A 14,375-nucleotide genomic window follows, 5' to 3' on the forward strand; every position below is an offset into this window, starting at 1 on the left:
CCCCGATGAACAACGCGACGACCGGTGCGGCGCTGCTGAGCGGATACGTTCTGGGCCGGACCAAGAAAGGCAAGCTCGCCATCGCCGCGGCGACGTGGATGCTCCGGAAGAAGATCAACGCCAAGGAGATCACTTCGGCGGTCACCGGATCGCCGGCCATCGACGCGCTCGGCAAGCAGATCCGCAACGAACTCGTCACGGCCGGCAAGGAGGCCGCGGCCACGGCCGTCGCCGCCCGGGCCGACCGGCTGGCCGACTCGCTGCACTCACGGACCGCCGGCCTCCGCGAAGACCTGCCCTCCGCGACGGGCGAGGAAGGCGAGGAAGGCGAGGACACCGGCAAGGACAAGGGCGAGAGCAAGAGCAAGGGCAAGGGCAGGAGCAAGGCCGAGGAGGGCCCCGAGGACGAAGACCGGCAGGAGGACGAGGACCAGCAGGAGGACGAGGACCAGCAGAAGGGCGAGGACGAGGACCGGCACGAGGACGAGGACGGGGACGGGGACGCCGAGGAGGAAGAGCGCCCGAAGCCGCGGAAGCGATCGACGAAGGCCAGGTCGGACCGGCCACGCCGTACGTCCTCGGACAAGGAAGCCGGCGCCGCGCGCGAGAAGAAGGCCACGAGCACGGCGAGGAGGTCACGGGCATGACCGACGGCAACGGCAAGGACATGGCGGCCGGTAACGGCAAGGACATGGCGGCCGGTGCGACCGACCGGCTCAAGGAAGAGCTGCGCGGTTACCTGGAGGCCCGTGCCGAGCGGGCGGTCAGCTCGCTGGGCGAGCGCCTCGGGGAGGCCACGAAGCAGCTGGGCGACCCGGGCAATTCCCTGGGCGGTGCCCTCGGCACGCTCGCCAAGGGCGGTGAGGCACTGGGGAAGGGCAAATCGCCCGGCAGCGCCGCGAGGTCGATGGCGCTCCACCACGCGGTCGGAGGCGTGAAGGACAAGGTCTCCGGACTGGTCGGCAAGATCACTGGAAAGGGAGGCAAGGGCGGCAAGGGGGAAACGCGCGGGAAGAGCGTCGTCATCATCGAGGACGTCGACGTGGGCGTCCCCGTGCGCCAGGCGTACGACCAGTGGACGCAGTACCAGGAGTTCTCGCGCTTCGCCAAGGGCGTGGTGAACGTCGAACAGGACGACGAGACCACGACCTCCTGGCAGACGAAGGTCGCCAAGTCCAATCGCAGCTGGAAGGCGAAGGTGGTCGAGCAGGTCGCCGACGAGCGCATCGCCTGGACCTCGGAGGGCCCCAAGGGCACCACGAAGGGTGTGGTGACCTTCCACTCCCTGGACGACAACCTCACCAAGGTGCTGCTGGTCCTGGAGTACTTCCCCAAGGGCCTGTTCGAGAAGACCGGCAACATCTGGCGCGCGCAGGGCAGGCGCGCCCGCCTGGACCTGAAGCTGTTCCGCAAGTTCGTCACGATGCAGGGTGAGCCCGCCGAGGGCTGGCGCGGCGAGATCCGCGACGGCGAGGTGGTCCGTGACCACGACGAGGCCGTGAAGGAAGAGGAGGAGAAGAAGGACCAGGAGGGGGAGGACGGAGACGAGGGTGGTGAGGACGAGGACCGGGACGAGGACGGATACCACCAGGAAGGCGACTACGAGGAAGACGGGGACGAGGACCGGGACGAGGACGAGGACCGGGGTCCCTCGAAGGGCCGGAGCCGTCGCGACCGGTACGAGGACGACGACGAGGGCTACGAGCGGGAGCACGACGCGGACGAGGAGGACGAGGACGACTGGGACGAGGAGGACGACGAGACCCGGCAGAACGAGGAAGACGGCTGGGACGACGGGGAGGACGAAGGGACCTACGAAGAGGAACGCCCACGCCGCCGGGCCGGCGCCCGGGGCTGACCGACGCCGAATCGAGGTCGACCGACCGTGTCCGAACCCGTCTCCAACAGTCTCGGCTCGTTCCCGTCCCGGGCGGCGCCCTCGTACGGTCAGGGCTCGTCGGCGAATCTCGCCGACATCCTGGAACGCGTACTCGACAAGGGCATCGTCATCGCCGGCGACATCCAGATCAACCTCCTCGACATCGAACTGCTGACCATCAAGCTGCGGCTGCTGGTGGCTTCGGTGGACAAGGCGAAGGAGATGGGCATCGACTGGTGGGAACACGACCCGTCGCTGTCGTCCAGGGCCGATGACCGTCCCAGCCTGGCGGAGGAGAACCGGCGCCTGCGGGAGGAGATCGAGACCCTGCGCGGCACCCGTGCTCTGGACCGGGCCGAGCGCGCCGATGAACCGGCGGAGCGCCGGCGCCGGGCCGATGAACCGGCGGAGGGCCGGCGGCGTACGTCGTCCCGCCCGGCTCCCGGCCGCCGGCGGCCCCCCGAGGACGACCGATGACCGGGCACGTCACCTACCTGTACGGCGTCGCGGAGGCGGCACCGGTCCTGGACGACGCGGTGCGGGACCTCCGGGGCGTCGCCGGCGCGCCGGTGCGCGTCGTGTCGCGGGAGGACGTGGCGGCGGTCGTGAGCAGCGTGCCCGCCGCCGACTTCGAGGAGCGGCCGCTGGCGGCCCACCTCGAGGACCTGGACTGGCTGGAGGCCGTCGCCCGGGCCCACCACGGGGTCGTCGACGCCGTGGCGGCCGGCGTCACCGTTCTCCCGCTGCGTCTGGCGACCATCTACCGGGACGACGAGGGCGTGCGGGCCATGCTCCTGGCCGGTGGCGCCGCGTTCCGCTCCCGCCTCTCCCGGCTCGCCGGCCACGTCGAGTGGGGGGTCAAGATCTACGCGGAGCCCTCGGCGGCGGCGGTCCCGCCCGCGGGCGGGGCGGGCGGCGACTCCGGGGAGGCGCCGTCGCTGAGCCCTGGGCGGGCCTACCTGCGCGGCCGCCGGCAGGAACGCAGCGCCAGGGACGAGGCGCACCGGGCGGCCGCCGACGCCGCGCGGCGCATCCACGAGGCGGCCCGCGCCCATGCCGTCGACCACGTGCGGCACCGGGTGCAGCAGGGCCCGCTGGCGCGCGGCTCGTCCGAGAACGTCAGCAATGACGCATACCTGGTGCCGTCCGCGAGGTCCGAGGCCTTCCTGGCGGCGGTCCGGGGGGCGGCCGGAGGCGGGGTGCCGGTGCGGGTGGAGATCACCGGGCCGTGGGCGCCCTACTCGTTCGCCACGGGCGCGGCGACGGAACCCGACCCGGAGGGGGCGACCTCGGGATGACCATGGACGTCCCGCCCCCGGAGCCCGGCTCCCCCTCCGCCGGCTCCCCCTCCCCCGACCTGCCGCAGCGCCAGGTCGCCCTGATCGACCTGCTGGACCGCCTGCTGACCGGGGGTGTCGTCCTCACGGGCGATGTCGTCCTGTCGATCGCCGACATCGACCTCGTACGGATCTCGTTGCGCGCGCTGATCGTGTCCATCAGTGCCGAGAACCCCGCCCCCTGGGGCGGTGCCGGTACCACCGCCGCGCGGGACCGCCATGTCGCCTGACGCGGACCGCTACGGGGAGTTCGCCGACCGCTACCAGGAGGTCGCCGACGCGGCCGCCCGCGCCTTCCGGCTGCTGCCGGCCGCCCCCGGCGAGCTTCCCCGCCCCGGAGGCACCCGGCAGCAGCATCCGGCGCGGCGGATCAACGCCGACCCGGACACGGTGGAGCGGGACCTGATGAAGCTGGTGCTGACCCTGGTCGAACTGCTGCGGCAGCTCATGGAGCGGCAGGCCCTGCACCGGGTGGACGCCGGGGACCTCACCGAGGAGGAGGAAGAGCGCCTCGGGGCGACGCTGATGCTTCTGCACGAGCGGATGACCGTTCTGTGCGCGCGGTACGGCCTCACCATGGAGGACCTCAACCTGGATCTCGGCCCGCTGGGAACGTTGCTTCCGCCCATCGAGCCCTCTTAGCCGTACACATAGCCGTACAAACCAGCTGTACATACCTACAGTTTGTGCCGTTTATCCGCTTGATTCGCCACCCTCCGGGTAGAGGGCGGTCATGGGGCGTGTTCCGCGGCGGCGCCCCGCCGTTGCGCGCGACCGCCCGGGAGGTGACGCACATGGCCACGGGCAAGAAGGCCAAGAACGTTGCGCGGACCACCAAGGGCAAGGCCAAGGAGGCCACCGGACGGGCGGTCGGCAACGAGAGCCTCGAGGCGAAGGGGCGCGCCGAACAGATGAAGAGCGACGCCAAGCAGACGGTGGAGAAGGGCAAGGACACGTTCAAGCACTGACAGCGGTTTTCGACCGGCGGTTCGGCGGCCGGCGGGTGACACGGTCGCCCGTCGGCCGCGACACGTCACACAGGCCGGGACTCAGTACCCGGAGGGGGCGTCGACGGCCACCATGTCGGACGTGATCGCCCAGCGTTCGTGGTCGCGCCAGGCGCCGTCGACGAAGATGAACGCCGGGGAGAAGCCCTCCAGCCGGAAGCCAACACGGCGCACGAGGGCGATCGAGGCGTGGTTGAGCGGCTGGACGTTGGCCTCCAGCCGGTGCAGGCCGAGCGGGCCGAAGGCATGACGGAGGACGAGGCCGAGCCCTTCGCTCATCAGGCCGCGCCCGGCCGCATGGGTGAAGGCGCCGTAGCCGAGGGTGCCGCTGAGGAAGCCGCCGCGGACGATGTTGTTGATGTTGATGTACCCGGCGATCGCGCCGCCCGCCCCCCGCTCGCAGACCAGGAGGGGCTCGGTGGCCGGGCTCTCGATGCGGGGACGCGCGTAGGCGGCGTAGGCCTGGGCGGTCTCCGGCGGGAAGAGCCATGGCCGGTGCAGGTCCCTGCTCTCGCGCGCCCGCGCGGTGAACTCGTCGGCGTCCTCGTCGGTGAAGTGGCGGATGCCTACGCGCGGGCCCTGAGCGAGGTAGGGGGGTCGGGCGGCGTTCTCGGACATCGGGTCAGGGTAGCGAGGGCGTCGGCGGGGTGTGCTCCGGGCGGGCCGCCCGGCTCCTCCGCGGGCACTGCTCGCCCTTCTTCATCACGTTCACGGAGAGTGTGCGGCCGTCGAGGTCCGTGCCGGGGGCGGGGTGCTGGGAGCAGACCTTCCAGTTCGACGGCCAGAGCACCGTACGGTCGTAGCCGCTGGCGTCGCGCACCTCGACCTTGGTGCGGTAATCCATGGTGGTGAAGACGGTCATGAGCCCTCTGCCGGTGAAGTCCGGCAGCGGTGGGCCGGCGGCCGCCGCCGTCGCCGTCCCGCCCAGCACCGTCCCGCCCATCGCCGTCAGAGCCAGGGCCATCCCCGCCGTCACCGTGGCCGCACGTCTCACTGTCGCCTCCTGAGGTGGAAGAACGCCTGCCGCCCCCGGCAACCAGGATGTGCAGATCCTGGTCGCGCGGGGGCGGTGGGACGAGCCGTACGGGTGATCAGTGGGTAGCGGCGATCAGTGGTGGGTGACGACCAGCTGCGGCTCGTCGGCGTCCGCGGTGTCGGCCGGGTCGGGGCGCTGGATGAGCAGCGCGGTGACGACACCGATGCCGAGCAGGGCGAGGGCGGTGTACATCGCGTGCTGGTAGCCGGCCTCGGTGACGCCCTGGGCGTCGCTGCCCGCGCTGATCATGGCGGAGGCGAGGGCGATACCGAGGGACGCGCCGATCCCGAAGCAGGCGCCGTTGAGGCCGGAGAGCGACCCGGGCTTGTCCTTGGGCGCGGTGGTGACGGCGAGGCCGTTGAGGCCGGTGAGCATGAAACCGCCGTACGTGACACCGAGCGCGGCGAGCGCGGTGACCAGGATCCACTCGCTGTGCAGGAAGAGCGTGGCGAAGACGAAGATCGCGAAGTTGGCGACGGCACCGACGACCACGATCTTGCGCCAGCCGACCTTGGGGCCGAGACGGCCGGTCAGCGGTGCCGAGATCACACCGATCAGCTGGATCGGGGTGAGGAAGAGGATCGCGGCGGTGACGGCGCTCAGACCGAGGCCGACGCGGGCGTCCTGGGAGAACAGCGGGATGGTCAGCGCGATCGCGCCGAAGGCGCCGCCGAGGGTGCAGACGGTGGTCAGCAGCAGCGGCCAGGCGCGGCGGGAGGCGAGGACGTCGAGGTCGATGACCGGGTTGGGGGCGCTCTTCTGCGAGACGACGAAGAAGACGAGGGAGGCCAGGCCGCCGAGCAGGAAGCCGAGGGTGAGCAGGGAGGTCCAGCCCCAGGCGCCGCCCTGGGCGAGGCCGACGAGGATGCCGGTGAGGCCGAGGGCGAGGGCGGCGATGCCCCGGGAGTCGAAGCGGGCGTCGGCGCCGGTGGTGGGCGGGACGTCGGGCACGTACCGGCGGACCCCGATCAGACCGGCGACGGCGATCAGGGTGGAGCAGACGAAGATGCCGCGGAAGCCGATGGTGTCGGCGATCTGTCCACCGGCGATGGCGTCGACACCGGCGAGGCCGCCGTTGACGGCGGTGATGATGCCGGCCGCCTTGCCGAAGCCGGCCGGGGTGAGCAGCTGGTTCAGGGTGAGGAAGGCGAGGGTGAACATCGCGGCGGAGATGCCCTGGAGGATGCGGCCGGCGATGAAGACCTCGATGGTGGGCGCGAAGACGCAGAGCAGGTTGCCGAAGATCAGCACGATCGCGCAGACGATCATCATCGGCTTGCGCCCGCGCTGGTCGCTGAGGCGGGCCAGCGTGACCTGGCCGATGGCGGCCATCAGGAAGAACAGCGTCTGCGACAGGCCGGCGGCGGCCGTGGTGGTACCGAGGCGTTCGATGACATCGGGCAGCGCGGGGCTGAGCATGGTCGCGTTGATCTGGTAGCCCAGCACGGCCAGGACCATCGCCAGCAGCATGGGGCCGCGGCCCGCGAGGTCGGATTCGGCTCCGGAACGTGTCCGGCCGAGCGAGATGGACATGTCGGCCCCTTTGCCTTGGATGTCATGTCGAGACGGATGAACGCACACCGCTTGCCCTTGTCAGACAAGTGCTGCTGAGTCAGATTGGAATCTACGCGCGTAAACGTCAATACCTTACGGTCAAGTTTTCGAGTTTTCGCAGCTCAGTGCCGCTGAATCGAGACCGAACGCCATTGCCGTGGCAACCCGCGGGGGCATAACTTGCAGACAAGTCCATCGAGGGAGGGCAGTGGTGGTCAGCAGCACGGAGCAGCGGAGACCGGTGGTGGTGCTGTACGAGCGGATCGTCGACGCCATCCACGCCGGCACCTATCCGCCCGGCTCGACGCTTCCCTCCGAGCCAAGGCTCGCGGCCGAGCTGGGCGTGAGCCGCCCCGCCCTGCGCGAGGCGCTGCTGCTCCTCCAGGAGGACGGTCTGCTGTCGGTACGCCGCGGGGTCGGCCGGACCGTCGCCGACCGCCCGCCGCGCCGCGGCTTCGAGCACATCCAGCCCCTGGAGGAGCTGATCGGCGCGGGTGCTCCCGTGCGCGTGCGCGCCCTGCTGCGGGCGGTCGAGGAACCGACGGACTTCACCACCCAGCACCTGCTCGCAGCCGCCCGCGCCCGGCTGCGGTTCTGGGAGTCGCTGCTGACCGCGGACGGTACGGCGGCGGCGCTCAGCCAGGAGTGGGCGGCCGCCGAGGACGTCCTGGAGGCCGCGCACCCGGCCTTCGCGCGGGCCCTGGAGGCCACCGCGGGTGCGCCGGACGCCGCGCGCACATCGATGCTCGCCGTCCTGACCGGTGCCTCGCGCGGGGTGCCGCTGAGCGCGCACAGCAGCGTGACGGCGACGCTGGTGGGGCAGCGGCGCGGCGAACAGCTCGGCCGGCCGGCCGACACCCCCGCCGTACTGATCACCCAGGTCGTCCGCGCCGGGGACACCCCGGTCCTGGCGGCCAAGCACATGCTCCCCACGGGCGCGGCGGCCCTCCCGGTCCTCCAGTCGAACTGACCCGCCATCGGCCCCGGGGCGCCCGCCGGTGCGGCTCCGCGGCGCCGGCCCGGTGGCCGCTCCGAGGGCGCCGGCCCCGCGCTGTCGGCTGCGTCACGGCGCCGCCCTACGGCGTCACGTACACTCCCGCACCATGCACTTGTCTGACAACGTCTCCGCCGCCCCTGCCGCCGACTGGATCCGCCGCGCCCCCAAGGCGGTCCTCCACGACCACCTGGACGGTGGCCTCCGTCCCGCCACGATCATCGAGCTGGCCCGCGAGTGCGGCTACACCGGCCTGCCGACCCAGGACCCGGCCGCGCTCGGCGAGTGGTTCCGCGACGCCGCCGACTCGGGCTCGCTGGAGCGCTACCTGGAGACGTTCGCCCACACCTGCGCGGTGATGCAGACCCGCGAGGCGCTGTTCCGCGTCGCGGCCGAGTGCGCCGAGGACCTGGCGGCGGACGGTGTCGTCTACGCCGAGGTGCGCTACGCCCCCGAGCAGCACCTGGCGGCAGGGCTGACCCTCGACGAGGTCGTCGAGGCAGTGAACGACGGCTTCCGCGAGGGCGAGCGCCGCGCCGGCGGGCGGATCACCGTCGGCACGCTGCTCACCGGGATGCGCCACACGGACCGTTCGCTGGAGATAGCCGAGCTGACCGTCGCCCACCGCGAGCGCGGCGTGGCCGGATTCGACATCGCGGGCGGTGAGATCGGCAACCCGCCGGCCCGCCACCTCCCGGCCTTCCAGCACCTCAAGCGGCACAACTGCCACTTCACCATCCACGCGGGCGAGGCCGTCGGCGCCGAGTCGATCCACGAGGCCGTCCAGGTCTGTGGCGCCGAGCGGATCGGCCACGGCGTGAGGATCACCGACGACATCGCCGAGGACGGCACGCTCGGCCACCTGGCCGCGTATGTCCGTGACAACGGCATCGCGCTGGAGGTCTGCCCGACCTCCAACCTCCAGACGGGCGCCGCCAAGGACTACGCGACCCACCCGATCGACCAGCTGCGCCGCCTCGGCTTCCGCATCACTCTGAACACCGACAACCGTCTGGTGTCCGGCACCACCATGAGCCAGGAGTTCCAGCACATGGTGGACGCCTTCGGCTACGGCCCCGAGGTGTTCGAGGAGTTCACGGTCGCCGCCGTCGAGGCCGCGTTCCTGCCGCTGCCCGAGCGCCGCCGGATCATCGACGAGGTCGTCCGCCCGGGTTACGCCGCCCTGACGCGGTAGCCCCGGCCCTGCTTCCCGCCGGGGGCGGGAAGCAGGAGCACACCGGTGTGCCGTACGCCCTTGCTCTCGTTGGCGCTGGAGCCTCTGTCAGCGCTGGTGCCGTGGTCAGCGCAGGGCGGGCTCGTCCAGGGTCACGGTGCCGGCGTCCGCGTCCAGGGTGGCGAGGACACCGAGGGGCATGGTCAGGGCGGTCGGGCTGTGGCCGAAGCCCAGTTGTTCGACGACCGGTACGCCGAGGGGGGCCAGCCGGTCCAGGAGGGTGGCGCGGACCTCGGCGTACGGGCCGCACTCCTCCCAGGAGCCGAGGGCGATGCCGCTGACGCCCTCCAACCTGCCGGCCCGCAGGAGTTGGGTGAGGATGCGGTCGAGGCGGTACGGCTCCTCGCCGACGTCCTCCAGCAGGAGCAGACCGCCGCGCAGGGACGAGCGGGCGTGCGGGGTGGCGAGCTCGGCGGCGAGCAGCGCCAGGCAGCCGCCGAGGGTGACACCCCGGGCCCGCCCGGGGACCACCGGACCGGCGCCGCCCAGGCCAAGAACGCGGACCGACTCGGGCTCGAAGAGCGTGGCCCTCAGCGACTCCTGAGTGGGGGCGTCCTTCAGGAACGTGACCGCCCCCGCCATCGGCCCGTGCAGCGTGGCCAGCCCCATCCGTACGGCGAACGCCTCGTGCAGCGCCGTCACATCGCTGTAGCCGATGAACACCTTGGGCCCGGCAGCCCTCATCGCCGGCCAGTCGAGCAGGTCGACCATGCGCTGCGCCCCGTACCCGCCGCGGGCGCACATGACCGCGGAGACGGACGGGTCGCACCACGCCCGGGTGAGGTCGCGGGCGCGGTCCTCGTCCGCTCCGGCGAGATACGGCAGCTCCGGGTGCACGTCCAGGACGTGCGGCATCACCAGCGGGTCGAGCCCCCAGCCGCGCAGGACGTCCAGCCCGGCCCGTAGGCGGTCCTCGGGAACGGGGCCGCTCGGCGACACGACCGCCACCCGGTCACCCGGCCGCAGGCGCTCGGGCCTCGTCAGGGGCGTGAGGGTCACTTCCTCAGCTCCAGCGGCGGAACGTCGAGCCGGGTGATGCCGAACACCTGGACGTACAGGGAGAGTTCCGCCTCCAGCGCCCGCACCACGGTGTCGGCCCGCCGGAAGCCGTGCCCCTCCCCTTCGAAGGCGATGTAGGCGTGCGGGATGCCGCGCCCCGCCATCGCCGCCAGGAACCGCTCGCTCTGCGCGGGCGGGCAGATCACGTCGTCGAGCCCCTGCAGCAGGAGGAACGGCGAGGTGATCCGCTCGACCTGGGCGAGCGGCGCGCGCTCCCGGTAGCGGCCGGGGACGTCCTCGGGCGGCCCGATCAGCGACTCCAGGTAACGGGACTCGAAGTCGTGCGTCTCCTCCGCCCATCCGGTCAGGTCGAGGACCGGGTAGAGCAGTGTGCCGCAGGCGTACACATCGGTGGCGGCCAGCGACGCCGCGGCGGTCCAGCCGCCCGCGCTGTCCCCCCGGATCGCGAGCCGGGCCGGGTCGGCGGTGCCCTCGGCGGCGAGCGCCTCAGCGACGGCGGCGCAGTCCTCGACGTCGACGACGCCCCACTGCTCCCGCAGCCGGTCGCGGTAGGGCCGGCCGTACCCGGTGGAGCCGCCGTAATTGACCTCGGCGACGCCGATGCCCCGCGAAGTGAAGTACGCGATCGCCAGGTCCAGGACGAGCGGGACGTGTCCGGTGGGGCCGCCGTGCGCCCACACCACATAGGGCGGCAGTTCGTCGTCGGGCGCGATCCGGTCGGGGTTGTGCGGCGGGTAGATGTGGGCGTGGATCTCCCGGTTGTCCGGCCCCGTGAAGGTGCGGATCTGCGGCTCGGGGTAGTACGCCGGGTCCACGGAGTCGTCATGGGCGGATCCGACGACCCGTGTCCGGCCGGTGCTGGTGTCCAGCTCCACGACTTCGTAGGCGCTGCGCGGGCTGGCCGCCACGCCGATGACGCGCGTCCCGTGCCCGGCGAGGGTGGAGGCCCACTCGGTCCAGGGCCCGGGGGCGTCGACCACCTGGCCGGTCTCAGGGTCGAGTATGCCGAGGCTGGTGGCGCCCTTGCCGTGGATGACGGCGATGGTCCCGTCGTCCAGCGGCTGGAACCACTTCAGACCGATTTTCCACAGCGGCCCGCCGAACTCCTCCGACCGGCCGGTGCACAGGCCGGCCGGCGGCGCGCCCGGCCGCATCCGGTGCAGCTCCCACCACCCGCAGGCGTCGGAGACGAACAGCAGTGAGCCGTCCGGCGCCCAGTCGGCCTGGCAGACCGACTCCTCCGGGCCGCCGGCGACCGTGCGGACATCGGTGAACGGTCCGCCGTCCGTGACGTCACCGGTCATCACGACCGTGCCGTCCCACGGCATCCGCGGGTGGTCCCAGGCGAGCCACACGGCCCGCCCGCCGTCCGGCGAGAGGCGCGGCCCTGTGACGAAGCGGTGCCGGTCGTCGGTCAGTTCCCGCACGGCGCCCCGGTCGTTGGCCGCCGATCCGTCGAGCGGCACGGCGGCGATGAGGCGCCGTACGTCTCCGGGTCCGGGGCCGGTGAACTCCTCCAGGACGCACCACACCTCGCCCCGGTCCAGGTGGATGACCGGGTCCACCCAGCGAAGCCCACCACCGACGCCGGACACCGGGGTGAGTGGTGTCGGGTCGCCGTCACCGTCCGGCTCGTACGCGTACAGCCGCTGGTCGGGGAAGTGGCTGAAGACGACGAGCGGCCCGGCGGCCTCCTCCCGCGCGGCCCCGGCCCACGGCCGGCCGCCGTACTCGACGACCCTGCTGCGGACGTTCCACGGAGCGGGCAGCACCGGTTCCTCGGTGCCGTCCGGGCGCAGACGCACCAGGGCGCGTCTGCCGCCCTCGGCGGGCCGCGGCTCGGTCCACCACACCTCGTCGCCCACCACGCCGACGAAGTCGGGACGCCCGTCGTGCGCGGCGGCGGTACGCGCGTCGATCGGCGACGGCCATGTTCCGTAAGCCCCCGTGGGCACCATCCGGATTTCCCCCTAGGCGGTTTGCAGGTAGTGGTCGAGGACGCGGATGCCGAAGTGCAGCGCCTCGACCGGGACGCGCTCGTCGACGCCGTGGAACAGCGCCTGGTAGTCGAAACCGATGGGCAGCCGCAGTGGCGAGAAGCCGTAGCCGGTGATGCCCAGCCGGGCGAAGTGCTTGGCGTCGGTTCCGCCCGACATGCAGAACGGGATGACGTGTGCGTCCGGCTCGAAGTGCTCCAGCGCGGCACGCAGCTTGGCGTACGTCGGTGAGTCGACGGGCGCCTGGAGGGCGATCTCCTGGTGCTGGAACTCCCAGTCGACGTCCGGCCCGGTCAACATGTCCATGGTCTCGGCGAACTCGAGGTCCGCGCCGGGCAGCACCCGTCCGTCGATGTGGGCGGTGGCGACGCCGGGGATCACGTTCACCTTGTAACCGGCGTGCAGCATGGTCGGGTTGGAGCTGTTGCGGACGGTCGGCTCGACGAGGGCGGCGGCACGGCCGAGTTTCGCCATCAGGGCGTCGGCGTCGAAGTCCTCCGCGTCGAGGTCGGGCTGGAGGCCGTGGAGCGCCGCCAGTTCGGCGAGCGCGGCACGCACGGTCGGCGTCAGAAGCACCGGCCACTCGTGCCGGCCGATACGGGCGACGGCCTCGGCCAGGCGGCTGACCGCGTTCTCCCGATTGACCTTCGAGCCGTGGCCCGCCCGTCCCTCGGCGGTCAGCTTGAGCCAGGCGGTGCCGCGCTCCCCCGCCCCGATCGGGTAGATCTCCAGGTCGGGTCCGGCGTGGAAGGTGTAGGCGCCGGACTCTCCGATGCCTTCCGTGCAGCCCTCGAAGAGGTCGCGGTGGTGGCGCACCAGATAGGCGGCGCCGTCGGCGGCGCTGGCCTCCTCGTCGGCGGTGTAGGCGATGACGATGTCGCGTCGGGGCCGGATGCCGTGGCGGGCCCACTCGCGGACGACCGCCAGGATCATCGCGTCCATGTTCTTCATGTCGACCGCGCCCCGGCCCCACACCAGCCCGTCGCGCACCTCCCCGGAGAAGGGGTGCACGTCCCAGTCGTCGGGGTCGGCCGGTACGACGTCGAGGTGGCCGTGGACGAGCAGCGCTTCGGCGGAGGGGTCGGTGCCCTCGATGCGCGCGACGACATTGGTGCGGCCCGGTGTGCGTTCCAGCAGTGCCGGTTCCAGTCCGGCCTCGGTGAGCCGCTCGGCCACGTACTCGGCGGCGGGCCGCTCTCGGCAGTCGCCGCTGCCGTGGTTGGTGGTGTCGATGCGGATGAGCTCGGAGGTGAAGGTCACCACCTCGTCGAGCGCCTGCGAGTCCGTGTCGAACGGTGTCGTCACGTCAGCCATACTGCTCCTCCACTGCGGCCGAGACGATCGTGGTGACCGCCTTGAAGGCGCGAATGGCCTCGTACATCGTCTCGCTGGTGTACGCCACGCGGCGTTCCCCGCTGGTCGCCACGCCCGGCACGACGGTGGCGGCCGCCGCGAGATGCTCCGCGTCGAACTCCAGCTCCACGGTGAACGGCCCGCCGCGCACCGGTTCGTACCGTACGGCGAGAGCGGTCGCGTCCTTGGCTGCGGCGCGGATGTCGGCGGCCGTCCGGGTGGGGGTGCGGCACACCGCCGCGTAGCGGGACACGTAGTCCTTCACGGCGACCTTGCGCGCCTCCGGGGCGTACGCGAGGGCGTCCTCGCAGGTCAGGTCGTCGCCGGTGACGAGGATGACGGGAACTCCGTACTCGGCGACGACATGGGCGTTGAGCATGCCCTCGCTCGCCCGCACCCCGTTGAGCCAGACGCCGGTGATGGAGTTGGCGAGATAGGTGTGGGCGAGGACCCCTTCGCTGCCCGCGCCCGTGTGGTACCCGACGAACGCGATGCCGTCCACGTCGCCGCGCTGGACGCCTTCCACCATGGAGAGGGACTTGTGCCGGCCGGTGAGCATCTCGGCGCGCTCGTCGAGCTGTTCCAGCAGCAGGTTGCGCATGGTCCAGTGCGCTTCGTTGATGAGAACCTCGTCCGCGCCGCCGTCGAGGAAGCCCAGCACAGCCGCGTTCACGTCGGACGTGAACAGGGACCGGCACCGCTCCCACTGGGGGGTGCCGGGCAGCACGTCGGCCGGCCAGGTCACACCGGTGGCGCCTTCCATGTCGGCGCTGACAAGGATCTTCATGCCTCGAAACCGTACGCGGATCTGCCCCGCCTGCCCAGGCCTGTGGATAACTGTCGGCCGGGGCCGGCCGCCGTCCGCCGGTCGGCGCGGGGGCGCCACGGCGGGCCACGTGCGACCGTGCGCCGGGTGCGCGCCGACCGTGCGCCGGATGTACGCCGCATGCGCCCCGTAGCCGGG

General features: G+C 72.1%; 16 protein-coding genes. 9 read left to right on the top strand and 7 right to left on the bottom strand.

Features of this window, described 5'->3' with window-relative positions; translation table 11 throughout:
- Positions 1 to 5 precede the first annotated feature (5 nt).
- The 7 genes from ACZ6C1_RS07740 (at position 6) to ACZ6C1_RS07770 (ending at position 4,184) form a co-directional block, all read left to right on the top strand.
- The gene (locus ACZ6C1_RS07740; RefSeq protein ID WP_469238838.1) at positions 6 to 647 is read left to right on the top strand and encodes a hypothetical protein; all 642 of its coding nucleotides are present in this window, start codon (positions 6 to 8) and stop codon (positions 645 to 647) included.
- On the top strand, positions 644 to 1,858 hold the full coding sequence (locus tag ACZ6C1_RS07745; protein ID WP_469238839.1) for an SRPBCC family protein: 1,215 nt from the start codon (positions 644 to 646) through the stop codon (positions 1,856 to 1,858). The genes ACZ6C1_RS07740 and ACZ6C1_RS07745 overlap by 4 nt, the downstream gene beginning before the upstream one ends.
- Positions 1,859 to 1,885: 27 nt before the next feature.
- Positions 1,886 to 2,356: a gas vesicle protein gene (locus tag ACZ6C1_RS07750; protein WP_469238840.1), complete on the top strand. Its 471-nt coding sequence runs from the start codon at positions 1,886 to 1,888 to the stop codon at positions 2,354 to 2,356.
- The gene (locus tag ACZ6C1_RS07755) at positions 2,353 to 3,177 is read left to right on the top strand and encodes a GvpL/GvpF family gas vesicle protein (protein ID WP_469238841.1); all 825 of its coding nucleotides are present in this window, start codon (positions 2,353 to 2,355) and stop codon (positions 3,175 to 3,177) included. The genes ACZ6C1_RS07750 and ACZ6C1_RS07755 overlap by 4 nt, the downstream gene beginning before the upstream one ends.
- Before the next feature lie 2 nt (positions 3,178 to 3,179).
- The gene (locus tag ACZ6C1_RS07760) at positions 3,180 to 3,446 is read left to right on the top strand and encodes a gas vesicle protein (protein WP_469239088.1); all 267 of its coding nucleotides are present in this window, start codon (positions 3,180 to 3,182) and stop codon (positions 3,444 to 3,446) included.
- Positions 3,436 to 3,858, top strand: a complete 423-nt coding sequence (locus tag ACZ6C1_RS07765; RefSeq protein ID WP_469238842.1) for a gas vesicle protein K — start codon at positions 3,436 to 3,438, stop codon at positions 3,856 to 3,858. The genes ACZ6C1_RS07760 and ACZ6C1_RS07765 overlap by 11 nt, the downstream gene beginning before the upstream one ends.
- 152 nt (positions 3,859 to 4,010) lie before the next feature.
- Positions 4,011 to 4,184 (top strand): CsbD family protein, encoded by a 174-nt coding sequence (locus ACZ6C1_RS07770; RefSeq protein ID WP_469238843.1) that lies wholly within the window; start codon positions 4,011 to 4,013, stop codon positions 4,182 to 4,184.
- Between the two features lie 81 nt (positions 4,185 to 4,265).
- Here the strand turns inward: ACZ6C1_RS07770 and ACZ6C1_RS07775 are convergent, their stop codons facing one another.
- The 3 genes from ACZ6C1_RS07775 to ACZ6C1_RS07785 form a co-directional block, all read right to left on the bottom strand.
- Complete coding sequence (locus tag ACZ6C1_RS07775) at positions 4,266 to 4,841, bottom strand: GNAT family N-acetyltransferase (RefSeq protein WP_469238844.1); 576 nt, start codon at positions 4,839 to 4,841, stop codon at positions 4,266 to 4,268.
- Between the two features lie 4 nt (positions 4,842 to 4,845).
- Positions 4,846 to 5,217: a hypothetical protein gene (locus tag ACZ6C1_RS07780; RefSeq protein WP_469238845.1), complete on the bottom strand. Its 372-nt coding sequence runs from the start codon at positions 5,215 to 5,217 to the stop codon at positions 4,846 to 4,848.
- A gap of 114 nt (positions 5,218 to 5,331) precedes the next feature.
- Positions 5,332 to 6,792 (bottom strand): MFS transporter, encoded by a 1,461-nt coding sequence (locus ACZ6C1_RS07785; RefSeq protein ID WP_469238846.1) that lies wholly within the window; start codon positions 6,790 to 6,792, stop codon positions 5,332 to 5,334.
- A gap of 229 nt (positions 6,793 to 7,021) precedes the next feature.
- Here ACZ6C1_RS07785 and ACZ6C1_RS07790 point away from each other — a divergent pair, with 229 nt between their 5' ends.
- Both ACZ6C1_RS07790 and ACZ6C1_RS07795 read left to right on the top strand, forming a co-directional pair.
- Positions 7,022 to 7,783, top strand: coding sequence for a GntR family transcriptional regulator (locus ACZ6C1_RS07790; RefSeq protein ID WP_469238847.1), 762 nt, complete (start codon positions 7,022 to 7,024; stop codon positions 7,781 to 7,783).
- Between the two features lie 133 nt (positions 7,784 to 7,916).
- On the top strand, positions 7,917 to 9,002 hold the full coding sequence (locus tag ACZ6C1_RS07795) for an adenosine deaminase (RefSeq protein ID WP_469238848.1): 1,086 nt from the start codon (positions 7,917 to 7,919) through the stop codon (positions 9,000 to 9,002).
- Between the two features lie 105 nt (positions 9,003 to 9,107).
- On the opposite strand, the gene ACZ6C1_RS07800 is transcribed toward ACZ6C1_RS07795, so the two are convergent.
- The 4 genes from ACZ6C1_RS07800 to ACZ6C1_RS07815 are packed head-to-tail and all read right to left on the bottom strand — an operon-like array spanning position 9,108 to position 14,198.
- Positions 9,108 to 10,040, bottom strand: a complete 933-nt coding sequence (locus ACZ6C1_RS07800; protein ID WP_469238849.1) for a S66 peptidase family protein — start codon at positions 10,038 to 10,040, stop codon at positions 9,108 to 9,110.
- Positions 10,037 to 12,019: a prolyl oligopeptidase family serine peptidase gene (locus ACZ6C1_RS07805; protein ID WP_469238850.1), complete on the bottom strand. Its 1,983-nt coding sequence runs from the start codon at positions 12,017 to 12,019 to the stop codon at positions 10,037 to 10,039. Before ACZ6C1_RS07805 ends, ACZ6C1_RS07800 begins: the two co-directional genes overlap by 4 nt.
- A gap of 12 nt (positions 12,020 to 12,031) precedes the next feature.
- Entirely contained in the window at positions 12,032 to 13,372 is a 1,341-nt protein-coding gene (locus ACZ6C1_RS07810) for a M20/M25/M40 family metallo-hydrolase (RefSeq protein ID WP_469238851.1), read from the bottom strand.
- The gene (locus tag ACZ6C1_RS07815; protein WP_469238852.1) at positions 13,365 to 14,198 is read right to left on the bottom strand and encodes a M55 family metallopeptidase; all 834 of its coding nucleotides are present in this window, start codon (positions 14,196 to 14,198) and stop codon (positions 13,365 to 13,367) included. Before ACZ6C1_RS07815 ends, ACZ6C1_RS07810 begins: the two co-directional genes overlap by 8 nt.
- Between the last annotated feature and the right edge of the window lie 177 nt (positions 14,199 to 14,375).

This window comes from Streptomyces sp. NPDC041796 (assembly GCF_055590785.1).